This window comes from Microcoleus sp. CAWBG58, from assembly GCF_020883045.1.
Lineage (GTDB): Bacteria > Cyanobacteriota > Cyanobacteriia > Cyanobacteriales > Microcoleaceae > Microcoleus.
Genome location: NZ_JAHRFA010000008.1, coordinates 1 through 22,543 on the forward strand (window position 1 = coordinate 1; position 22,543 = coordinate 22,543).

The 22,543-nt window shown below is 44.3% G+C and carries 17 protein-coding genes and 1 pseudogene; 10 read left to right on the forward strand and 8 right to left on the reverse strand.

Going from position 1 to position 22,543, the window contains the following annotated elements:
• Positions 1-392 precede the first annotated feature (392 nt).
• On the reverse strand, positions 393-2,345 hold the full coding sequence (locus QZ918_RS04900; RefSeq protein ID WP_293331788.1) for an FAD-dependent oxidoreductase: 1,953 nt from the start codon (positions 2,343-2,345) through the stop codon (positions 393-395).
• A gap of 353 nt (positions 2,346-2,698) precedes the next feature.
• Between QZ918_RS04900 and QZ918_RS04905 the strand changes: the two genes are divergently transcribed.
• Positions 2,699-4,381 carry a N,N-dimethylformamidase beta subunit family domain-containing protein gene (locus QZ918_RS04905; RefSeq protein ID WP_293331791.1) on the forward strand — a complete coding sequence of 561 codons (1,683 nt, stop codon included), beginning with the start codon at positions 2,699-2,701 and terminating at the stop codon, positions 4,379-4,381.
• Positions 4,382-5,176: 795 nt separating this feature from the next.
• On the opposite strand, the gene QZ918_RS04910 is transcribed toward QZ918_RS04905, so the two are convergent.
• The gene (locus QZ918_RS04910) at positions 5,177-5,746 is read right to left on the reverse strand and encodes a MarR family winged helix-turn-helix transcriptional regulator (protein WP_293331794.1); all 570 of its coding nucleotides are present in this window, start codon (positions 5,744-5,746) and stop codon (positions 5,177-5,179) included.
• 849 nt (positions 5,747-6,595) lie between these two features.
• On the opposite strand from QZ918_RS04910, the gene QZ918_RS04915 reads away from it, so the two are divergent.
• Both QZ918_RS04915 and QZ918_RS04920 read left to right on the forward strand, forming a co-directional pair.
• Positions 6,596-6,727, forward strand: a complete 132-nt coding sequence (locus QZ918_RS04915) for a hypothetical protein (RefSeq protein ID WP_293151395.1) — start codon at positions 6,596-6,598, stop codon at positions 6,725-6,727.
• A 464-nt stretch (positions 6,728-7,191) separates the two neighbouring features.
• On the forward strand, positions 7,192-7,341 hold the full coding sequence (locus tag QZ918_RS04920; RefSeq protein WP_293151393.1) for a hypothetical protein: 150 nt from the start codon (positions 7,192-7,194) through the stop codon (positions 7,339-7,341).
• A gap of 250 nt (positions 7,342-7,591) precedes the next feature.
• Here the strand turns inward: QZ918_RS04920 and QZ918_RS04925 are convergent, their stop codons facing one another.
• Entirely contained in the window at positions 7,592-7,798 is a 207-nt protein-coding gene (locus tag QZ918_RS04925; RefSeq protein ID WP_293331797.1) for a hypothetical protein, read from the reverse strand.
• Between the two features lie 83 nt (positions 7,799-7,881).
• On the reverse strand, positions 7,882-8,211 hold the full coding sequence (locus QZ918_RS04930) for a hypothetical protein (protein ID WP_293331800.1): 330 nt from the start codon (positions 8,209-8,211) through the stop codon (positions 7,882-7,884).
• 165 nt (positions 8,212-8,376) lie between these two features.
• Here QZ918_RS04930 and QZ918_RS04935 point away from each other — a divergent pair.
• Together QZ918_RS04935 and QZ918_RS04940 are read left to right on the forward strand one after the other, a co-directional pair.
• Positions 8,377-10,039: pseudogene (locus QZ918_RS04935) on the forward strand (IS1182 family transposase).
• Positions 10,040-10,184: 145 nt separating this feature from the next.
• A complete protein-coding gene (locus QZ918_RS04940) occupies positions 10,185-10,745 on the forward strand; it encodes a Uma2 family endonuclease (RefSeq protein ID WP_293331803.1) in 561 nt (186 codons plus the stop codon).
• A 55-nt stretch (positions 10,746-10,800) separates the two neighbouring features.
• Here the strand turns inward: QZ918_RS04940 and QZ918_RS04945 are convergent, their stop codons facing one another.
• On the reverse strand, positions 10,801-11,073 hold the full coding sequence (locus tag QZ918_RS04945; protein WP_293331806.1) for a hypothetical protein: 273 nt from the start codon (positions 11,071-11,073) through the stop codon (positions 10,801-10,803).
• Positions 11,074-11,416: 343 nt separating this feature from the next.
• Here QZ918_RS04945 and QZ918_RS04950 point away from each other — a divergent pair, with 343 nt between their 5' ends.
• Genes QZ918_RS04950 through QZ918_RS04960 form a run of 3 tightly spaced genes read left to right on the forward strand, consistent with a single transcriptional unit; the run spans position 11,417 to position 14,224 of the window.
• Positions 11,417-12,835, forward strand: coding sequence for an ATP-binding protein (locus QZ918_RS04950; protein WP_293331809.1), 1,419 nt, complete (start codon positions 11,417-11,419; stop codon positions 12,833-12,835).
• A gap of 19 nt (positions 12,836-12,854) precedes the next feature.
• Positions 12,855-13,241 (forward strand): hypothetical protein, encoded by a 387-nt coding sequence (locus tag QZ918_RS04955; protein WP_293331812.1) that lies wholly within the window; start codon positions 12,855-12,857, stop codon positions 13,239-13,241.
• 17 nt (positions 13,242-13,258) lie between these two features.
• Complete coding sequence (locus QZ918_RS04960; RefSeq protein WP_293331815.1) at positions 13,259-14,224, forward strand: tetratricopeptide repeat protein; 966 nt, start codon at positions 13,259-13,261, stop codon at positions 14,222-14,224.
• A 109-nt stretch (positions 14,225-14,333) separates the two neighbouring features.
• Here the strand turns inward: QZ918_RS04960 and QZ918_RS04965 are convergent, their stop codons facing one another.
• The 3 genes from QZ918_RS04965 to QZ918_RS04975 form a co-directional block, all read right to left on the reverse strand.
• Positions 14,334-14,936 carry a hypothetical protein gene (locus tag QZ918_RS04965; RefSeq protein WP_293331818.1) on the reverse strand — a complete coding sequence of 201 codons (603 nt, stop codon included), beginning with the start codon at positions 14,934-14,936 and terminating at the stop codon, positions 14,334-14,336.
• A 180-nt stretch (positions 14,937-15,116) separates the two neighbouring features.
• Positions 15,117-15,836, reverse strand: coding sequence for a DUF2786 domain-containing protein (locus QZ918_RS04970; RefSeq protein WP_293331821.1), 720 nt, complete (start codon positions 15,834-15,836; stop codon positions 15,117-15,119).
• Between the two features lie 363 nt (positions 15,837-16,199).
• Positions 16,200-17,414, reverse strand: coding sequence for a DUF790 family protein (locus tag QZ918_RS04975; RefSeq protein ID WP_293331824.1), 1,215 nt, complete (start codon positions 17,412-17,414; stop codon positions 16,200-16,202).
• A gap of 217 nt (positions 17,415-17,631) precedes the next feature.
• Between QZ918_RS04975 and QZ918_RS04980 the strand changes: the two genes are divergently transcribed.
• Positions 17,632-19,140, forward strand: coding sequence for a restriction endonuclease-related protein (locus QZ918_RS04980; protein WP_293331827.1), 1,509 nt, complete (start codon positions 17,632-17,634; stop codon positions 19,138-19,140).
• Positions 19,130-22,543: a pPIWI_RE_Z domain-containing protein gene (locus QZ918_RS04985; RefSeq protein ID WP_293331830.1), complete on the forward strand. Its 3,414-nt coding sequence runs from the start codon at positions 19,130-19,132 to the stop codon at positions 22,541-22,543. Before QZ918_RS04980 ends, QZ918_RS04985 begins: the two co-directional genes overlap by 11 nt.

Genomic DNA, 22,543 nt, shown 5'->3' on the forward strand with positions numbered 1-22,543 from the left:
GGACGCACGATTTGGCATAATGGAGAAAGATATTTTGGTTTGTAAGGCAACTATCTATGTATATCTTGCCTTACAGATTTTTTTTTGGTCACTTTTTCAGTGCCATTCGACTAAAGTCCTCACTACGAACAGTTTTTGTTAAGGTTCGTAGTGAGGACTTCAGTCCTTCTATGGATGCGGACTAAAGTCCTCACTACGAACAGTTTTTGTTAAGGTTCGTAGTGAGGACTTCAGTCCTTCTATGGATGCGGACTAAAGTCCTCACTACGAACAGTTTTTGTTAAGGTTCGTAGTGAGGACTTTAGTCCTTCTTTTCCTGAGGACTAAAGTCCTCACTACGAACCAGTTTTTGTTCGTGCGGACACGATTGAAAATCCGCCCCGCTGCAAATCCTAGATTTTCAGCACGCCTTCGGGATTCACCGTCAAGAGCGATCGCCTCTGCAAACCCTCCTGGTATAAAATAGCATTAGCTGCCAACAAACCGCTGCTCACCGCCCTTTCCATTAAACCGCAAGGAAAAGGCATTTTTACCCAATCTCCCGCAAACAAAAGATTCGGAACAGCACAGCACGTCTCCGGCCTTTCTGCATAACTACCGGGCGGATAGCCCGAGAAATTCTTTTGATTTACTAACTCCCGGTGCAGCAGAGTTGCTGCTTTTAATTCCGGTACAATTTCATACAATTCTTGCTCAAAAGTAGCCAGCAAAACTTCCTGGTTGGGGAATTCCTTCTCCTTGTAACAATAAGCGTGCAGTTCCACTACACTGCCGCCAGTTTTCTGATGCCACTCGATGAACTGATCCTGGATTTTGTGGTAAAGTGTGATGCTATCAGTCAGTTTGTAGCCCGAGAGCGAACTGAAATTGCTGTGCTCCCAGGGAAAATCGCGATCGAACCAAAAACGCCCAACCGCAAACGGATCTGCTATTTTCAATTCCTCAATTCGGCTCTGCACCTGCGGATTCACCTCACCGCTGGCTAAACTAAACAAATGCTGCATCCCCGGAACATCCGCCGCAAATACATAATAATCAGCCTTCAATTTTTCCCCCACATTCTGCGGTTGTGACTTATTCGGAGCTGCGGCTAATTGTATCTCATCGGATTTTTTCTCCACTACTTTAAAGCGAGGCAAATCCCGCTGAGCAGGCCCGCTCACAACTCGCCCATCAGCATCAAAAACTGCCCCGTGACAAGGACAGTGAAATTGACCGTCATTTTGTTTCTGAACCGTGCAGCCTTGGTGAGTACAGCTCAGAGAAATTGCCTCTTTTCCTCCAGGTGCGGCGGCAAACACGCTGTCGCCAGCGCCGAAATACTCCGTAGAGTTACTGTCAGTTAACAGCGCGTTTCGCTTCACCCAAAAAGGTACTTTACTTTGTACTTCTCCAGACTCATAAGTCAAAGAATCAATCTGACCTTTTTCCCAGTGAATTCCACTAACTGCGACATCTGTCAATACTTTGCCACCTTTACTTTCGATGGATTTGGCGATCGGCTGCACTAAAGAAGTGCCCATATCTTGCCGCGTGCCGTTGAAGGCCAAACCTTCGGGATTTCCGAAAAAGTAAAAGTGGAAGAATTGCATTAATTCCCCCACGCTCAATTCGTCGGGAGCGTTGAGGCTGGACTTGGCAAAAGGCAGAAAATACAAGTCGTAAAGTCCGCGCGGGAATTCACCTTTTACCCAGTCGGCAACTGATATGTTGTCGAGGCGAGCGAAACTTTGTTGAGTTTGAAAACCGCCGATTTCCCGAAAAACTTGCCAGTGAGCGGGTTTTGTCAGATTGATTCCCCACTTGAGCCGGTTGGGAGAAGATATCCCCAAATCAACTATATTCCAGGGGAAAGCTGAATGGTTGGGACGGAAAACTTCTGGTTTATATTTGCCGTCTCGAAACACAACGGCGTAGGATTCTAAAGATACAAAGTTATCGGTAATTTCTAGTTCTTTAACCACACTTTTGAGGTTGTAGTATTGAGGGAAAAAACCGTGAAAACCGTGTTCCATCATAAAGGTTTCGTTCCCGACTTTTATCGGCCAACTAGCAATTTTACCGCCGAGTTGGGGCGATTTGTCCAACAGCGTCACGGCGAAACCCCGCTGACTCAGTTCGTAAGCACAGGCGAGCCCTGCTAAGCCTGCACCAACAACTGCAACGGTTTTGGGTTTATTCAGCATTCGTGGCAAGTCAAGAGTATCTTGCTGGAAAACGGCGGGTTCGGGCTTGGACAATCGAGAGTAGCCCAGCAGCCCGCCTGCGGCACCGACTCCGAGGAATTTGAGGGCGGTTCGTCGAGAAACTGGTGGAGATAGCGGTGGATTGGTTGATTCACTCATAAAGCTGGTGCAAACAAATAGGTCGTCCGATTTTCGATTTCAGATTTTAGATTTTAGAGGCGATCGGCTAATGTTTCCGGGGACTTGTACCTAAAAACATCTCAAATCGGCTGTTGTCTCTAAAATTCTTCTGCGATGGGATATGTGCTATCAGCCATACATCATAAGACCTAAGACATGATACTGGCAGAAATACTCAGACACATTACTGAGGTGTGGTGGATCGATCGCGCGATCGGAAATTAATCTATCTCAGGTATGATGTTTCCAGGGCTATTGTAAAGTAATGTTACGCCCGCTACACCCAAACCCAACCGTACAATCTATCACCTAAAATTCATAGACTTAAACCAGTGACAGTTAAACTATTGTTGAAATTGCGCCGCCGAGAGTTTCTGAAAGCTTTCTCACTTGGCTTAGCCGCCCCTTTTTTGTATAACAGCGCAGCACATTCTCAAGATTATTCAAATATCGCAAAAAGTGCTATCGGCACCAATCTCACAGCCCGAGAAAACCAAAAATCCGGAACCCCAGACTGGGAGTTAGAAAATCCTGCTACGAAGCGAGAAATCGAAGGTTACGCCTCTCTGACCAGCGTCAATCTCGGCGGCGAAATTAAGTTATTTGTCAACACTAAAGAACCAAATTATACCATAGAAATATTCCGCACCGGATGGTATAATGGACTCGGCGGTCGCCGGATGAATGACCCAATTGTGCGGAAGGGAATCAGACAGCCTCCGCCGAGAGAAGATGAAGCATCGGGACTGATAGAATGCGATTGGAAAGACCCGTATATTTTGCGAATTCCCGATCGCCCTTCGGACTGGACGAGCGGCATTTATTTAGCGAAACTCACCGCCAGTATCAGCGGGAAACAAAGTTATATTATCTTTGTAGTGCGGGATGACGATCGCAAATCCGAAATTTTATTTCAATCGAGCGTTACCACTTTCCAAGCGTACAACAATTGGGGCTACAAATCCCTTTACCGCTGGAACAGCGTAGGAAAACAAGCTTACAAGGTTTCGTTTAATCGGCCCTACGCCATGAGTCCCAACCGCAAAGCAGCTTACGGCGTAGGTGCGGGGGAATTTCTGACAAATTTTCAGCCAAAAAGGAGAACTTCAAACGCTGGTTGGGAATACAATATGGTCAGGTGGCTGGAAAAAGAAGGCTACGATGTTACCTATGCCACTAACATTGACACGCATTTTAACTCCCGGTTGCTGTTGTCTCACAAAGCATTTTTGTCCGTCGGTCACGACGAATACTGGTCGCGAGATATGCGGGAAAATATAGAAGCTGCTAGAGATGAAGGCGTCAGCATCGGATTTTTTGGTTCCAATATTTGCTATTGGCAGATCCGCCTAGAACCCAGCCGAATTACTGGGGAAGTAAACCGAACTGTGGTTGCTTATAAAGAAATGGCAGATTTAGACCCTATGGGCGCATTACCAAAAGAATTAGGCGCCGTTAATTCGATAGTAGAAATAGCTAATATTGGGGAATTAAACTCTGGAATAGAGCAGCCAGATAGCCTTGAAATAGCAACAAAGTACAATAAATCTCCAGCACTTCATTCTTTAGTAACAACTCGCTGGCGAGATCGCTCTATCGGAAGTCCAGAAGATGCTTTGATAGGTGTTATGTATGAGACATTTCAAGTTAACTCTGATATTGCGATCGATAAAAATGCCCCGGATTGGCTGCTGGAAAAAACTCAGTTAAAACAGGGCGACAAGTTACCGGGACTGTTGGGTTATGAAGTCGATCGAATGTTTGGTAATGCCCCGAAAAATATAGTTCGGGTCGGGCATTCTCCATACCCTCACGGCGGCGGGACTCGCTATGCTGACATGACGGTTTATACAGCAGATTCCGGAGCGAAAGTATTCGCGACTGGTTCGATGCAGTGGGCGTGGGGATTAGACGATTACAATGCACCGCAGTTGCGATCGCCAGTTTTAAATGCCGGAGCTCAGCAAATAACGCGAAACGTTTTAGCAAAGCTGTTAAATTCAGCCAAAAAGTAAATTATGTAATAACTATCCTCTATCTCCATAAGCCGCAAGGTAAAGGGAAGCAGAGCCTCCGAATCTGCATTACTAGGCAGAGCCTGGTAACGAGCAACGAGCAAACATTGCTTAAGTTATTAAATTGTTATTCCTAATCAAGGTACGTAGTTGGGATGAGAGCCCTCTTTCGAGATATACATGAAGAGGGCTCGCATCCCAACTACGTACCTAATTTTTAGGATGACAATAAAACCATCCTGCTTCTTAACGGGGATGCGAGGCGGAGATCCGAGTATAAGAGTGTTAATTGATACTCCCCAGGGCTAAAGCCACGGGGATTATTGAATGAATCGGAAAACTCTCAAAGGCGTTATCAAATCACCTCTATTCGCTCAAAACAACTACCCGTACAAAAGGTATTGCAATTGCGCTTACTTGCAATTGTGTTTGCTTGTCAGTATCCATCACATTTGCCAGATAGGTACGCTTCACATTCTGCCATTACTTGTCAGTTATACAGGCTTACTACATGAATGGTAGTGGGGGCTGCGCTGCGCCGGGATTTCTCCGATACAAGACAAGTTTTAACACGTAGATAGGTTTTTTACTTACAATCTAATTATAACAAATCTTTAGATCCATTATGTAAATAAATATTAAAGGCGGTTGAAACCGCCGCCGACTTCCGAATCATGTCTAAAGCCAGGGGCACGGGAGGCTGGTTCTTCGGTCAAAAAAAGCTGTAGGGTGCGGACTACGTACCCTACAACCTATATGTAACAGGTTAAACAATAAATAGATGTAGAGGAGGTTTTACCGATTGTTAGATTTGCCGTCAAACACCTCTCTGAGTAACGTCAATCCTGCTAAAACGCTCTCCATCTGCTCCTGAGACAAATCCTCGAACATTGGCGAAATATTGCTACAGGTGAGCGCTTGAATTTCTTCGAGCCTCCCACGACCAGTTTCTGTCAGTTTCAGCACCACCGCTCGCCGTTCCTGAGGATGTTCTTTGCGGTCTACAAATTTTTCCTGAACCAAGCGCTCGCAAATTGCAGAAGCAGTCGGTCGAGTTACCCCCAAATAATCTGCTAACTTGGATAAAGAAGAACCTGGATAGCGGTAAAGAAACATAAGACTGCGAAACTGAGATATCGATAAAAAGGGTTCTCCTTGATTTCGCATTTGGGCTCGAAGCGACCCCACAATCAGCGGAATGATTTCCACTACTGCCGCAGCGCAGCTATCGGGGGTTATTCCTGTAGAGGATTTTTCCAAATTCATCTTTCTTCCCCCTGAAAAATCTCCACCATTGCTGTACTCGGCAAGGTGGCGTGAGCAAAAGGGATGCTCGGTTGGTGCAGCATACAAATCAAATTTCATGTTTGAGTAAAAAAACCTTTGCGTCAACAGAGGCTTTCTGTGAAGCTCCTGCACTTGCTCGGAGGGTGCTTCAGTGACTTATTTAGGTTTTTAGTTCACTTTTCCCAGGGGGGTGCAAGTAAGTATAGGCGACTCGGGCATTTAATTATGGATGCTCGATCGCTAATTTGCTTTATAGACAGTACAGGTATTCGCTCTGCACCGCAATTGCAGTAATACTAACTGTTAGCTATTCTAACGGTTTAGAATTAATTTGTTTGGCTAAATTTGTCAATTTATATGAAAATCGTGTGTAAATTTGGAAATTCAATCTATTTATCAATCCCTGACTTGAATTTACTGCAATTAACTGCCGCGCGCTGCTATTTTCATTGAGGGAGCAGGAAATATTGCTTTTAATTTGGCATCGATTCTGTTTCGGTTGTCGATAGCTAACATTGGCGATCGACCGCATAGTGTAAGATTATTTATCTAATTAAGTATTATTACATATAAATTAGAGAAGCTGAGTTATATATATCACAGTTAGTTGCTCGATCGGAAAAAGTACCATAAATTTTGGAATTTTTAACCGCCGATGGCTAGCGGGCGACAGGCCATTGCCACAATTAACAAAGATGAGTATAAAAAGTGAGAAAGTTGGTTTGATTAGTAGCCTTAACACTATTTTCGTAATCCGTACAAGTACCTATCAGATCGAAAATTGTTGGTGCGATCGCAAATCAAGTCAACAGCAAAGGAATGAGAATTAAATAACTTATTGATAGTTCTTGTGGGATGGGCGTCCCGCCCGTCCAGAAAGGATGGGCGTCCCGTCCATCCAACTTTCAAGAGTGTAAATTATTTACTTTGGGATCCAAAACTGAAATATACCGCCGCCAACTTGTCGCCACCCAAAATATCGACTTAGCCGAACTCTACCACGAGGCTTGCCATACTTTGCTCCCAGTGATAGCGCTAGTTAAATTTGATGCAACTTAATTTACAACCTAAAGACATAGGACATAAAAAGCAATTATTGAAAAATTTACCCACACTGAAATCGCCGCATAGGGGTTGAGCATTTTAGGGTATGTATCGGATCTGACTGATGCTTTGAACAATTCACCAATGTTGAATGGCAGTTTAGCCACCCCCAAAACTTGCAGTTCGATGCCGAAAACAGCAGTCTGGCACTACGTTTGACGTGCTTGTTGACACCAATCCACGCCGGGGATTGCACCGTGGCGTTGCTTAATCAAGGTATGAAAATCGATAACTTGAAAACTCAGCTATATTGATTGACTCGCTTGTTTCATTTTTTCATATTCAGTCGTTCATACCATTGCAGCAGCAACGCCTGCACCGTAAAGCAGAAGCTGTGGTTCAGTTGACTGTTGACTGTTGACTGTTGACTGTTGACTGCTTGAGGGTGGCCTCTACCCTTAAGTCCGAGGATTGGACTAATGAATAGTCTGATTTTAATTTCTCCCGGGCGGGCGGGCTTTCAACCAATTCTTTCTGGTAAGTCCTGGCCCAGTACCTCGATCGCCCCTGCACGCCGATATTCCTGCGATCTCTGCGTGAAGCCTTCTCAAATCGTAGCTATCCGGTAGGGAATCCCCCATTTACTGTCAACTTTTGTAAAGTTTCGGCAACTTTTGCATAAAACTAGGCCAGGGTGCCCGAGATAAAGACAGGGGAAGCGCGCAGGGTGAGAGTTCGATCTCAAGCCCGAATTTCCGCTGCTTCAGGTTCAAATGTATTGATTGTTACATTTATTTTTGGGTTGGAATCTTTAAGAATATGCCACAGGATTCGATCGAGGGTGTTGAAATCAAGGCGGGATTTGCGATTGCAGGGGAATCAATTCCCGCTATTTCTCAAAATAAGCTGCCGTTGTAATTGCTCAACTAGAGCGTCGGTACAAATGTTGGGCTTGAATCCTTTGGACGGTGGAGTGCTGGAATTTTTGCTAGTTTTTTTAGGAGATGGCTCTGGCTCGGGTTTTGGTTCGTAGGTGTCTAATATTGCGCTGAGTTTTTGGATTTTCTCCCATAGCTCTACTATCAAGGCTTCTTTTTCCTCGCTCGATAGTTGTTTTAAGTCGGGGGAGTTTTTCCATTCCTTTATCTAATGTCTATCTTGTCTTCTTGTTAAAGGGGTTGAGCAATTACCTTATTGGTTCTTTTGCATGATTTAGAAGGGTCGAGTCCACCAGGTTTGGTATGAGAATCGGGAGGTGTGTTAGGTGTTTTTGATACTTTCGATCCGGCCCCGGGTTTCGTGTTTTTGTCTGGTGGTGTGATTGGTGTTTTTATATCCGGCTTTCTCTGGGGTTTGGCGTTTTGTGCGATCGCAATTCGATGATTTTTGACCAAATTATTCTCTACTACAGTAGCTGGATGTGCCGGATTTGCCAGCGCTGACGCAGAATCGATCGCCAAAATTAAACCCAAAACTAACTGCAATTGCATTTTACACATAAAAGCCCTCTTCTCTCCCAGTCCCTCTGAGTTCGGAATTTGCTTGTATAGATGCGGTTTCAAGAGACCGTTGGCGAATGTCTGAGGGGTTTCACCCCCTCAGACATCGCCGTCCTGAATAGGCAGAATGATAGTGTAATGAGGCACCAGATTAAATAATTAATTATGACTCTTCACCCCCGCTCCTGGTCATCGATTCCAGAAATGACAGCCTCCGTAGCACGAACCTGATTTCCTAAAGGCAACCCATATATGAAAATGCGGGACTCTCTTAGGAGTGTTGTACGAGGATACAGACTTTATCACCTTGTTTCGAGCCGATTGCGGTCAAAGTGCTTTATCACCCGGACAATTAGCATTAATCAGCGTGATGCAATTTGCAGAGGGATTGACTGACCGACAAGCAGCAGAAGCGGTGAGAAGTCGTATAGATTGGAAGTATGCTCTCTCGACTAGAAATCACTGATAGTGGCTTCGATTATTCAGTTTTAAGCGAGGGTCGAAGTCGGTTAATTACTGCGGGACGTGAAAGTCAATTACTCGATATAATGCTAGCACATTTTCAAGATAGGGGATGGCTAAAAGCCAGGGGGAAAGCCAGAACTGACTCGACCCACGTCATCGGAGCCATCCGCTTTCAGGAACCGCCTCGAATGCGTTGGAGAAACTTTACGTCATGCCTTAAATCAGTTAGCCACTGTCGCTGATGAATGGTTATTAACAGTAGTTAATCAGGATTAGTCTGAGCGTTATAGCACGAGATTTGAGCAATATCGCTTGCCTTCATCTCAAACCCAAAAACAAAGCTTGATATTGACAATTGGCTCTGATGGTCATCACTTATTGTCAGCTTTGTATGACCCCTTGAGTCCTGAATGGTTGCGTCAGCTCAAAGCGGTAGAAATTCTACGCTGTGTGTGGATACAACAATATGGGGTGTCGGGAGACAAAGTTTATTGGCGAGAAGCTGATGATTTACCGCCCCACAAGCAGTTAATTACATCCCCTTACGATAGTTCGGCTCGCAATCGCACAAAAAGAGATACCAATTGGACGGGTTATACAGTACATCTTACAGAAACTTGCGATCGAGATTTACCTCATTTAATTACCAATGTCGAAACAACACACCCAAGCATTGTTTATGTCGAAATGACTCAAGTAATCCATCAATCTCCTTCTGATAAACGCCTGTTACCACAAGAACATCTTGTCGATACTGCTTATGTTGATGCCCAACATTTGCTCACTTGTGAAACAGAATTAGGTATCGATCTCGTTGGTCGAGTACCATCTGACTCTAGCTGGCAAGAAAAAGCGCAGCAAGGCTTCGATCTTTCTTGTTTTACCGTTGATTGGGAGCATCAGCAGGCTATTTGTCCGCAAGGTAAGGTCAGCAAATCCTGGCATCCACGCTCGGATAATTATGGCAATCCGACCATTCAAGTGCGATGAAAGTCGCCCCGATTGTGCTGCTTGTCCTGTTCGTTCTCAATGTACTCACTCACCCGCAAGCGCCCGTGTTTTGACTCTTAGACCTCAACCTCTTTATGAAGCTCTAGCCAAAGCTAGGGCGAGACAACATACCCAGGATTTTAAGCAGCGTTATGCTCTCAGGGCTGGTGTTGAAAGTTCCTTATCTCAAGGAATTCGTGTTTTTGGTTTGCGCGACGCTCGTTACATGGGTCTTGCCAAAACTCGTCTGCAACATATTGTGACTGCTGCTGCGATGAATCTGTCTAGAATGTGGGCATTTTGGCGCGACATTCCGATTGGTAAGACTCGTGTCTCTCGTTTTGCGGCTCTTTTTCCCTCTGCCTCATCATAGTTTTTTTCCACGATTCTGGGATGTTTGGTTTCACCCTTTTTAAATTCGCCAACAGTCTCTTTCAACCGCCGGGTCTTTTTTTTAGGAATGTTGGGAAATTTTGTATAATTGATATTTGAATTAATGAGCGAGAGGGCTGGGAGTCATGGTAGGAATCGGAACCAAACTCACTTTAGCAGAATTTCTAGCTTTACCAGACGGAGACGTATATTATGAGTTTGTAGATGGTCAAGCAGTTCCGAAAGTGTCTCCCAAATTTTTTCATTCCAGTTTACAGGGAGCTTTATGTCGCCTGATTCGTGTATGGTGTAAAAGTCGCGGGCGAGTTCTTCCAGAATGGGCAATTTTGTTAAAACGTCAGGGTAAAGATTGGGCACCTGTTCCTGATTTGACTTACATTTCTTATGAACGTTTACCGAAAAGTTGGCGGCGGAATGAAGCTTGTCCGGCAATTCCTGAATTGGTGATTGAGATTATCTCACCGGATCGGACGATGCAGGAATTTGAAGAGAAGGCGAAAGATTATTTGGCGGCGGGTGTGACGCGAGTTTGGGTAGTAGATCCAGAGGCTATTTTAATTAGAAGCTTTTTTTGCGATGGATCGAGTCAAATTTATACGGATAATATGCCGATTGTAGATGAGTTGGTGCCTGGTCTGGAGTTGACGACTCGACAGATTTTTGAAGAAGCAGAGTTGATTCATTGAGGGCGAGGTTTTGGGGAAGGTGGGGCGTGGATGCTCGCCCCATCATTGAATTGGCTTATTTACCAGATTTGCCTACTATTGGGGCTAGAACTTGAATCAGAAGTGCCATAGAACGGATCAGTACAGCCAACGACAAAATAAGTCCAGTTACCCCCCCTGCATCGGCAACATTTGGATCGGGATAACCCGGTAAAATTCCGGTTGACGGTTTAGTCGTGCACAGAATGGATGCCTGTTGAGTATTCTGTTTTGTAGCATCAACTTCATTTTTAGTAAGGGGTTCAATGTACTGAATGGACGGAGCTGCGGAATCGATGTCGTGTAACATAAATTTCAGTGATTTATTTTGATTTACTTTTGCCCCGTCCAGGTAAGAACTGGGAGGGGTTTTTTTTTGACAGGATCAGTGCATTGAGCCAAAAGTGAGCCAGAAAGCTCCAAACATTCCAGCATCAGCAGATCGCCGTGAGCGCCAGGAATCTCTGAGCATAGATAGTCTTAGGAGTTGACCGTAACAAGTCTTTGCGGCAGCGATTATAAGCTTGCCACTGGAGGTGCTGGAGCAGAAGAGCTTGACTTTTGGCTCAGTTTCGGCTATGATACTCATCTAAAGCTGATACTGTCAAGTATCTCTTTTGAAGTGTTCGTAAAACTGTAGGGAGTAACCGGGGATGGCAGCTTCACTCATTGCGTCCAAACAGGGACTAGAAATTGTAGATCGAGCCAGAAGGAAGAAAGGATGGACAAAGGGAGCTGATGCCTGGGTGCAAAAAGCTTCTGTTTCAATATCAACGATCAAGCGCTTTTGGCAAGGTAAAGCAATCAGTCATGAGAGCTTTGTCAGCATTTGTCAGGCTGTTGGGATAAATTGGGAACAGATTGTTGATGGCAGTCCAACTCACCAACCTGTATCGTATATAACCGAGCAAACTGCATCATATATGGAGTTTATCGTCTATGATGATGCGTGGGTTGGGCGAGAAACTTTGATTCAAAATTTGAGCGATCGCCTAAATTCTTCCTGTCGTGTTTTGCTATTGGTTGGCATTACAGGTATAGGTAAAACTGCTTTAGCTGAACGGTTAATACAGAAATTACGAGGAAATTGGAGCGAAAAAAGGGATAACTTTGAAGATGATAATAAAGCTTCAGATTTTGCTAGTGTTGCGTTACGATGGCTTGAAATTTGGGGAGAAAGCGTTCCAATTGAAGAGCGAAAACCAGAAGAATTATTATGGCGGTTAGTCAAGCGCTTGCGTGAAAATCGCTATTTAATTCTCATGGATTCTTTGGAGTACCTATTGACAGAAAATGAAGAGGATGGCTGGGGTGATTTTGCCGATCAGTGGTGGGGCAAGTTTTTTGTGAGTTTTTTGGCAGAACCATCTTGTCAGAGTCGGTTAATCCTCACATCCCTGGATTTTCCTGTTGTGTTTGAAAGGGAATGCGATCGCTACAAAAATCTCTGGTATTGCCAACTTTTGAAAGGATTAGAAGTAACTGAGCAGATGGCATTATTTCAAAAAGCTGAACTAGATGGCGATTTGGAATTACCACATAGTCCCCTGCGAGTCATTGCGGAAGTTTATGACGGGCATCCTTTAGCTTTGCGGACAATCGCTGGAGAAATCAAGTGTTCTTATGGTGGTAACGTCAGGGCTTACTGGAAAGAGAATAGTCGTTATATTGAAGATGTCAAAAAAACTATTGACGAAGCTAATAACCAAGGAATAGCTAAAGGAGATGAGGATAGGTGGCAGTTAGCATCATATACGAAAGTCTTGCGAAGGAAAGTCAAGGAACGGATAGAAAAAACGTTTGAACGGCTAAAAAATGATGTTTATGATGCCTATATTTTGCTTTGCACGGCCTCAATCTATCGCTGCGAAGTTCAAGAAAAGTGGTGGCTGATTAATTTAGAGGATGAGGGCTACAGTGAGGAGCAACAAAAGGCTGCAATCCAAACTTTGCGGGAACGCTATTTAGTTGAAGATAGGGGAATTGACGATGAAGATAATCGCTTGGTGGGACAACATAATTTGATTCGCAGTGTTGCAATTGCTCACCGATTAATGCTACCAGATAACTAAATAAATTGAAAACTTTACCATGAAAAATAATTTAACACCATCTGGTGAATTAGTTTTGGAAAACTTAGTGATAAATCATCATAATCTCAGTGCTGATTTTCCAAATCGCGAGCAGCGGCTTCAGTACAGAGCTGTTGTACAGTGGCTAACTGATTATAAACCCAAATCAGATGCTACTAATTTGGAGAAGGTGCGGGGGTATTTGCAAGCCTTTCACCATCTTTGTACAGTGGAGGACTGGGAAAGAGCTAGCAAAATACTTTTTATCCGTCTCAATACGCCGACAAATGAAGAATTACACGCTCAACTAAATACTTGGGGCTACTATCGCGAACAGATTGACTTATATAACAGAATAGTGGGAAAAATTAGTCCTACTTTAGACACAATTTTTTTTATGGTCTAGGCAAAGCCTACCATATTTTGGGAGACTATGCCAAAACGATTGAGTATTCTGAAAAGAGTTTGAAAAATGCACGGGAAATCAAAAACCGTAGAAATGAGAGTTTAGCTTTAAATAATCTAGGTATTACTTACTATTGCTTGGGAGATTATGCAAAAGCGATTGCTTACGATAAGCAGAGTTTGATGATTGCACGCGAAATAGGCGATCGCCTTGAAGAAGGAATAGCGCTGGGAAATATTGGTAATGTCTACTATTCTTTAGGGCATTATCACCAAGCGATTGATTACCACGAGCAATGTTTAGCTATTGCACGCGAAATAGGCGATCGCATAGGAGAAGAAACAGCAATAGGAAACCTTGGTAATGTGTACTATTCTTTAGGGGATTATCAGCAAGCGATTGATTACCACCAGCAATGTTTAGAAATTGCACAGCAGATAACACATCGTTCTGGTATTGGTCATGCACTAAACAATTTGGGCAATTCCTACTATTCTTTTCAAGAATATAAGAGAGCTGTTAATTTCTATGAACAGAGTTTGTCCATTGCACAAGAAATAGGCGATCGCTCTGGAGAAGGAGAAGCACTATGTAATCTTGGTAATGTCTACTACTCTTTAGGACATTATCTGCAAGCAATTGATTACCACGAGCAATGTTTAACTATTGCACAGCACATAGGTAATCGCTTGGGAGAAGCAAAAGCACTAGCTAATTTAGGACGAAATTTCATCAAAATTCGCCATTATCCAAAAGCTTTAGAAACTTTGGAGGTTTCATTAAAGATTTATATAACTATTGGCTCTCGTTTTGATGAGGCTGTAACTCTCAAATACTTAGCAGAACTTTATTTTCAGATAGGCAATCACACTTTAGCTATTGAGTCTTGCGATCGCGCTTTATCCATCGCCACAGAGTTAGGTATCCCACTAGCCAAAGAATGTCAGGAATCAAAGGAAAAATTATTGAGGGAACAAACATAACTTGTGATGTGTCGTTATCTAATAGAAGATGCAATAGCGATCTTCCTCAAGATGAAGCTGCTACCATTGAATTTCCCCACGGGCTAACTTTTCTTTGTAATCAAATCAGCTAAATTTCCCGTGCCATCCATACCAAAAAGCCCAAAATTTGATCGACAGGAGGCAGTGGATAATCAATCAAATCAATTGTCACTGTTTGCCCTTCGAGTTTCAGAAATCGCCACTGAGTTCCATTGCTTACTACACCATAAATTATGGGAATGGGCTTTTTCTTGGCCTCATTGAATTTTTGTGCGGCCACCATTTCAGCAATACATTGCCCGAATCCTGTTCTGATGTCAGATTTCTTTGCTTCCACAATGATAACTGCTGGTGCTTCAATTTCTAGAATTTCTTCGGAACGGCTAAAGAGAAAATCACACACGCCGTTCAATCCTATTGATTCGTCTACTGTGAAGTCTTCTCCTGAAAATAAGCTGACTCGCCGCTGTAAAATTCGTCTCGCTTCTAACAAGACAGGATAAATAATTCCTTCAGAACGAGCTTTTTCGCTTGCAGATGAGGCTAACGGTAGGCTTTCTTCCAAAAAAGCAATCAATGTTTGAGAAGGGGGAATTGGGTCAATATTAGGCAAAAAACGAACTGATTCTATAGTGGTTAGATTAAATGCTTCCTTGACTTTACCGATCGTGGTGAAAGAACTATAGGGCATAGGGATTAACAGTAGGAATTCAATTGCTAAGTATATTTAAAATGAGATGTTACACCAATATCAATAAGAGGTTTTTGGGTGGGTGGGGGCGGGTTTATTTAACCTGTCTGCACTATTTAAGGCTGTTGGTGAACCCGCCCCTACAGCTAGTTGAGAATTGTGCAAGATCTGAGTTTAAAATCACAGAGATTCATTGAGTTGTTTTTGTTCTCCTTCCGGCTGCACTTGCTTCTGCAAGCTAATTTTGTCGCCTACTTCATACCCGGAATTAAAACCGACTTCGCTGCTGATTTGAGCACCGGCTCGGGTTTTGACTTTAACTCCTTGGCTTTCTAAATAATCTGCGATCGCCTGTTCGTTCTTTTCAAACATCGATCGCACTACAATAGCAGGAGTAGCCGCCGTATCCGCCGATCCCGGAATCCCTGATTCCTCCATCTCCCGCTTTTGTTCCAGCAGCCTTTGCCGCAACCTTGTGGCGCATCCCACCCGAAAAGCGTTCAGATACGCCAGTCCCCGGCCGCTTCCTTTGCGATATTTCGCGCGTTTCTCGATCGCAGAACTCAAATATTCATACAGGTGCTTGCAAACAATCAGATTTGTAGAGCTTCCTACCAAAAACATACTACCACTATAATTGTTCCGCATACCAGTACAACCGTTGGCTTCGGCAATTCCCGAAAACAGGATCATTTTCCAAGTGACAAATTTGGATGTTGTCTCTACTCCGGTTTGATCTATCTCTTCTTGGTGATTGGGGCCTAAATCGGCGAGGCTGAGGTTGTACTGCGCCAGTAAAACGGAAGCTTTTGCTGCCGCAGCAGTTGATTCGTTTTCGTTGGATGAGGTGGCAAGGGCTAACAGCTTTTTGATTTTTTCGACAATGCTTGTGTCTACCATTTTTTGATGGGTTTTGGGGTGAGAGTACGCGGTGCTAAGGTTTTGGGGATGTTTCTATTTTACTAGAATGTTGGAATGTGCGATCGTATTTTTAGAAATATTTAATTGATATAATAGGTTTTTTTTACCGCAGAGGGCGCAGAGGACACAGAGAGAGAGAAAAGAGTCAAGTTATTTTTATTTTAACTCTTGTGGGGCTTCTAGCCTACCCTAAGAGTTGATTCTCAATGAGTGTTGGAATGTGCGATCGCATTTTTAGCAATATTTATTTCATATAATTAGATTTTTTTACCGCAGAGGGCGCAGAGGACACAGAGAGAGAGAGAAAGAAAAGAGTAAAGTTATTTTTATTTTAACTTTTTACTATTCGAGGACTTCGAGGACTGACTTGGGCTGCAATTTATCTTTGAACCAAACAATTTTTGCAGGAACTTCTTTTACATTAACGCCAGCTTTTTCGAGATTCAGTCGTTCGGAAATAGCTAAAATCAAGTTGTCGCATCCAGATTTCTGTACTTGAGCAAATTTCTTTTGCAAATACTCGGGCCGCCAGTAGCCGACTATTTCTAATATAAACACTCGCCCGTCGGGATGTACTAACCGAAAGTCGGGAATCATTACGCTCCCGGGAATTGGAATTAAGTCTACTTCTCGTTCGAGTTTCCACTCGGTTTTTAATCCATTCCACCGCTCGGCAAATGCTGCTTCTAACATACTATCATAGGGTTTCCCTGGGGGATAGTGGCTGACTAAACCGCAGTCGGAATTTAGGGTGAATTTACCTGTTTTTATTACGCCACTAAAGGCATCTTTGGTTTGCAGGGTTGAGTGCATACTCCACTTGGTGACGTGTAGGAGTGCGGGCAGCATTTTGGCGAGGGCTAAGCCGTAGCGGGTGCTGGGTTTGAATAAGCTTGTGGGGCCGTCGATTGTGAGGGTAAATCCGTGGTCTGCATCGCCTTCGATGTAGGTCATTAATTGAAATAATTTTAAATAGCGAAACAGGAGTTTGTATTCTCCTGGATCGTTGCGGTGGGCGGTTAGTTGAACTTGACTTGCTCGGTAAAATATGCCTTGAACTTGGGAAAGGTTGTATCTGTGAAGTAAGTTTTCGGGTGTGGGTGCGTTAAATTCGGTGAGGATTTTGTTTTCGTTTAAATCGGCGTATAAACCTGTTTTGATTTCGTCGGTTAAAACTTCTCTGTTTAAGTCTTGGCTGATCTCTGTGGCTACTGTTTCGAGGGTTATTTGGGTGGATTGCGGGCTGGGAGTCGATCGCGCTGACAAGGCAAATACGCGCTGTCTCAACTCCAATGGTTCTAAGGGGCTAACGACTTCCAAGGTAGAGAAACCGCCTTTGAGGAGGTGCGCTAATCCCCGTTTTAGCCGATAGTCGGGGCTGTCGCCTTCTAATTCTAGCAAGCGTCCGTCGAGTTCGCCTTGGGTTTTGCCGATCGACTCCTGGAAGCATTTGATAGTTTCGGTTGCTGCTTCTAAGTTTTTCGCATCTATCTTGAGGCGTAAGGGGACGATCGATTCGCCGTTTTGACGGTGGCTTAGTAAATCAGTGGGTAGCATTTGTGAAAAAGATTTTATTTTGAACCGCAGATGAACGCTGACGATCGGTATCTGTCTAGTTATACCGCTTTTGGAATCTTTGCTGTAGGAAGCTTTCAGGCAAAACAACCCATTTTTAACCCGTTTGTCCCTATGGGGCGGACAAACTTGTTGACATTTTAGATTACATCGTTTACTGTAAAAACATCTAGTGTAAAAATACAGGTGCTTTACAGTCATGGACTTTGAGGATATTCGTCAGTGGCAGGGAACTGCTGAGGCGATCGCCAAGGAACTGAAACGCCAAATCGCTCGGCTTGGGTTGTCTGTGGAACCGCCTGCGGTGCGAACAGTCCGGCTGTGGCGATCGAAGCAGCTTTTGTCGCAACCCAAAGGGCAAGAATTTAGATTTCGCCAGATTCTGGAGGGATTGGGTGTGGCGCTGCTGCTGAAGCGGGGCTGGACGCTGGCGGCGATCGCGCAAGTTTTACCCTCATTCCCCGACGCAACTTTGGAACACCAAATCATTGCGGAGGCAAATTGTCAAGACCCCTCGTGGCTGCCACAAATGCAAACAACGACATTGCCATTGCCCACAGGGCACGCCAGCACGATCGATCTGGCTGAAGATACTGTTATATTGCTAGCCCAGGGAATTCTGCGGCAGTACGCGAGAATTATCAATCGAGACATTGTTCGCCAAGATGACAGTATACCATCGGAACTTTATCGGGCTATGTGCAAGTTGGGCCGGCTATACATCGAAGCCGGAAAAAGCGATCGCGCCGCTTGCGTGCATACGGTTTTGGAACGTGCTAGATATCCCCTCAATAAGTGGGAATTAGATATTTTTTGTCACGCCGATTTTGACTCTGGTCAAGTAATTCTGATCGATCCAGACTTGCGAGTACCGACCCCAGATTGTGCAGTAATTGCTAACTCCAGAGGTACTTTTGGCGAAGATAATGCGATCGAACACCGCCTGTACGAACGGTTGCGCGAGGCAACTGAACGATTGGGAATTCGCCGCCAGCACAAAGCTTATACGGCTTTGCGATCGCTATTTGGCAGCCTTTCGCTCATCGGAGAACACCAACTCTTAGACTACTTGCGCGAGAACGATTTAACACCTTTGCAGGGAACGATTGTTGACACATTTTTTGATAGTGTGCCGGATATCTGGTTAATTAATGGATACGCTCATCGCTGCGCCCATTGCGGTACGCTGATGCGACCATATGCCGATAAAATACTTTTTCCCGACGGGCGATGTCCGATCCGCCAATGCCTCGGCCACAATTCCTCAACAGCAAAAGTTTCGGAGAAATTAGACCCAAATCAAGACCGATTGCTGATTGCAAAACCGCAAATTTTAACCTATTGGACTGGGCCGGCGATCGACGAATTAGCAATTTTTGATGCAGCCATAAAAAACGGACTCGATGCCGAACTTTACCCAGAATCCGACCTGTGCGATGTCGCAATTAACGGTCGCAATATAGGCATTGATGCTAAGTCGTACAGCAGTCCTGTCTCCCTTGCCTTACGCCTCAACCGCAGCATCGGGGGGCTGGAGCACTACCGCCGCCGCATCATTGCCGTCAGCGACCAATTAATTGAGGAGCGGCCGGATTACCTCTCTACCTTCCAGTCTGCGATCGATAAAAAAGGCTCGACTGCTACTCTCGAAATTATGTCTGTTTCACAAGTCATTCAGTTGTTAAAAGCAATCAAATATGAGAATTAAACCTGATTTCTGGACGGGAATCGATCGCATTTGCTGGCTGTGCGTCTTGATGGCAGAATTTATCGATACTAATTCCCTAGAATATGCCCCTTTAACGATATCGGGAATGGCGAGTATCGTCAATGCACCCGCGTTTGCAAAAGCCCGCCAAGCTATTTTCAATATGCGCCTGATGTCTCTGGCTTATGTGACAGAACAGTCAGTGAAACACGCAGTTGCTATTTATAACGATCGCCACTACCGCGACAAAACTCAGGGAAGCTATAAAATCAACTTAGAAACACTTCACTTTGAACGCACAGACCCCCTAGAAGATTCTTTAATTACCCAAGCGCGTCAAATTCTGGGTCAGCCTTTGGCACACCAATTTTACAGTGTCAATTTTGCTGATGCCCGCCAGCCAATGGCCGTTGCTTTAGGCGAAGAAACAACAGCCGCGAGAATTCCAATTGCACCGATCGCAGCCCCGCTTGGTCAGCGCCGCACTCATTCACTCGATCGCGCCCCGAAACCAAAAATCCGCATTCCTCTTGCGGAACTGTACGAATTAGCAGTTGAGATGGATGAACGCGAGGCAAAGCATCCTGAAAAAAGACAGAGTAGCTGGGTACAACGGTTTCAACATTTTGCACTTAAAGTACCCGAAATTGGTAAGGGCTTGCGGGAAGAAACATTCATTGAATTAGAAGGCATCAAGCACTTAATTGGACTGCCTGGATCGGGCAAAACAACTTTGCTGGTATTGATAGCTGTATGGTTGGGAAAACGCGGTTATAAAGCGATGTTTGTGTTTCCTTCCATTGAAGTTGCCAGACAATACATGGCAGAACTAGCATTTCATGAAATTAAAGTGGGAATGCTAGTCGGTCAAAGCGATGGAACTCGCCGCCGACACGCTAATAATATTGCCGAGGCGATCGCAGCATCCGGGGGAAATGGCGGCTTTAGCTATAGTTTGGAACAAGCAGAAACTTTTGGCTTAAATTGTGTCTTACCTGCGTTTTCAACTGCTGATACTTCGATGTGGGAATTTGGTAAAGCACCCTGCAAGGAAATTTTACAAAGCGGTGGCAAAAAAGGGGAGATGAAAAAATATCTTTGTCCGGTTTGGACGGTGTGCGGCCGCAACAAAGCTCCCCGCGATTTGCTAGATGCTGATATTTGGGTTGGCCACGTTCTTTCAATGGATACTGAAGTTCCACCCCATGCCATTCGCGATCGCCTTCGTTATTTTGAATTGATTGCTCGGACATTTGATGTCGTAGTTTTTGACGAAGCAGATATGGTACAATCAAATCTGGATGCCTATGGTGCAGCCACTTTGAGACTTTCAGGTGCGGCAGATTCTATCCATTTAGTCATTCAAGAACAAATTCACAATCGTTTTGCTCGCGGCGAAAATTATCGATTGTTTGATCGCAATGTAGAACACTACAGCCGCGATTTGTCGGAATTTGGCGATCGCAATACATCGTTAATTACTGCCGTTCAAAATATGCCATCATCCCCTGTTGGCAAACGGTATCAGAATCAATTATTAACCGTTCTGAGAATTGTCAGCGATTTGTTGGATGGCTATGGGAAAACTTCTAAGCGCGACGACATCGACGAAGAGGAAGTTAAACAAGGATTTAGCAAAAGTCGTGCATTAACTGAATTCTGGGAAACAGCAGCTTACCATGCTTTTTACGATCGTACCGGCATTGATCCGCACGATCGGCTCAACCTGGATTTGTGCGCTCAAAGGCTGGGAATCAACCCCGAAACCCTCAAACAGCAGTGGGAAACTCAGATTCTTTATTTTCGGCGCTATTTAGCAGAGAATCTCATCGAACGGCGCGACAATATTGTCAAACAAATTGCCGAATTGTTTTTGCCTTTGTGTTTTAATGATGGCACTGCATCAGCCGAAGCTCAGGATACGATTACCTTACTTGTTTGCGTTACTTTCGTGATTTTAGGCTATCAGCGGATCGTACCGCAAACTAGAACAATGGTAGCAGAAGGACTGATTCGGGAACCGATTGTCGAATCAACTGCAACAGCGGAACTGCGACAACTGATTCCTGAGAATATTTTGGGGTCTTTTTCTGGGGTAAAATACAGTTTCCAAGCGGCACAAACTACTCGGACTCAAGCGCAAAATGTAGAACTATCTTATATCATCTTTGTGGGCGCGCCTCGGATGTTAATGCACCGTTTTCATGAATTATTTAAAGCAGATGGTGAACTGACAGGGCCTGCGGTTTTAATGACTTCAGCTACTTCTTTTCTGGAAGCAAGTCCTGCTTATCATATTAATTCTGGGCCGGATTACCTGCTCAAACCGCGCCAAACAGAACACGATCCCAAAAAGAGCATTTACCGCTTCAAATGGCTGCCAGATCGCGAACGGGGTGATGAACCTCTGCGATATAGCGGTGCAGGAGAACTGCGCGATCGCAATTTAGAAAAAATGGTAGACTTGCTGGTACGCGGAGGAACCAAGAAATCTGAGATTTACAAATCCATCCTCAATTTTGATGTGCAAGATGGTATTTACCGCAAAGCAGCCCTAATTGTTAACAGCTACGAACAAGCTCGAAACATTAAGAAATTTATCAACGATTACCATCCAGAAATCGGCAAACGAACCAAAGCAGTTGTTAATTTACTCAAAAACGGAGAACAACCAACTGATTTCGTGACAACGGCTCAGTGCGAGGCTTTAGGAGATGATGAAACTTGCGATATAATCATTTTTCCGCTGTTGGCAATTGGTAGAGGCGTAAATATTGTTTTCACCAAAGGAGATAGGAAACTCGATGCAGCCATTGGTACAATTTATTTCCTCACCCGTCCCCACCCCACGACTGACGATACGCAACTTTTGTACAGCCTCGCCGGCAAAGCTACCCAAGAATTTGACAGTCGAGTTTTTACTGAAGCAGAAGGCTTGCTAGCAATTTCTCATGCCTGGAAACAGTCTAAAAAACAACTCTGGAAAACGGCGAATCGACTGTTGCGCGAACCTCTCATGGCTAGCCGTTTGGGTGAAGATTTATTCAAACCCTTTACGGCAAATCAGATGGTAGGAATTTTGCAAACAATCGGGCGCGGGATGCGAAATGGATGTCCGGTACAAGTTTACTTTGTCGATGCAGCTTGGGCTATTAAATCCACTGAAAATAAACCAGACTCAGGCCGGGATAGTATGTTAGTTCAGATGCGAATTATTTTAGAAGAATGCGTCAAGCATCCCGATCCAGTGATTCGAGAAATATATCAAGAACTCTACAGCGCATTTCTCGATCCCTTGCAACGCATTGAGGGCGTAGTTTACCCCCCAAGTTTACGGAATTCAGAAGGTTTGACAGAGGAAGAAGACGATTCTGATGATTTTTCACCTTTATTGGAGATGTAA

Coding starts and splice junctions, on each gene's coding strand:
- QZ918_RS04920 (WP_293151393.1), top strand. CDS start 7,192: ATGAATAGTCTGATTTTAATTTCTCCCGGGCGGGCGGGCTTTCAACCA.
- QZ918_RS04940 (WP_293331803.1), top strand. CDS start 10,185: ATGGTAGGAATCGGAACCAAACTCACTTTAGCAGAATTTCTAGCTTTA.
- QZ918_RS04950 (WP_293331809.1), top strand. CDS start 11,417: ATGGCAGCTTCACTCATTGCGTCCAAACAGGGACTAGAAATTGTAGAT.
- QZ918_RS04965 (WP_293331818.1), bottom strand. CDS start 14,936: ATGCCCTATAGTTCTTTCACCACGATCGGTAAAGTCAAGGAAGCATTT.
- QZ918_RS04970 (WP_293331821.1), bottom strand. CDS start 15,836: ATGGTAGACACAAGCATTGTCGAAAAAATCAAAAAGCTGTTAGCCCTT.
- QZ918_RS04985 (WP_293331830.1), top strand. CDS start 19,130: ATGAGAATTAAACCTGATTTCTGGACGGGAATCGATCGCATTTGCTGG.
- QZ918_RS04975 (WP_293331824.1), bottom strand. CDS start 17,414: ATGCTACCCACTGATTTACTAAGCCACCGTCAAAACGGCGAATCGATC.
- QZ918_RS04945 (WP_293331806.1), bottom strand. CDS start 11,073: ATGTTACACGACATCGATTCCGCAGCTCCGTCCATTCAGTACATTGAA.
- QZ918_RS04980 (WP_293331827.1), top strand. CDS start 17,632: ATGGACTTTGAGGATATTCGTCAGTGGCAGGGAACTGCTGAGGCGATC.
- QZ918_RS04900 (WP_293331788.1), bottom strand. CDS start 2,345: ATGAGTGAATCAACCAATCCACCGCTATCTCCACCAGTTTCTCGACGA.
- QZ918_RS04955 (WP_293331812.1), top strand. CDS start 12,855: ATGAAAAATAATTTAACACCATCTGGTGAATTAGTTTTGGAAAACTTA.
- QZ918_RS04910 (WP_293331794.1), bottom strand. CDS start 5,746: ATGAAATTTGATTTGTATGCTGCACCAACCGAGCATCCCTTTTGCTCA.
- QZ918_RS04930 (WP_293331800.1), bottom strand. CDS start 8,211: ATGTGTAAAATGCAATTGCAGTTAGTTTTGGGTTTAATTTTGGCGATC.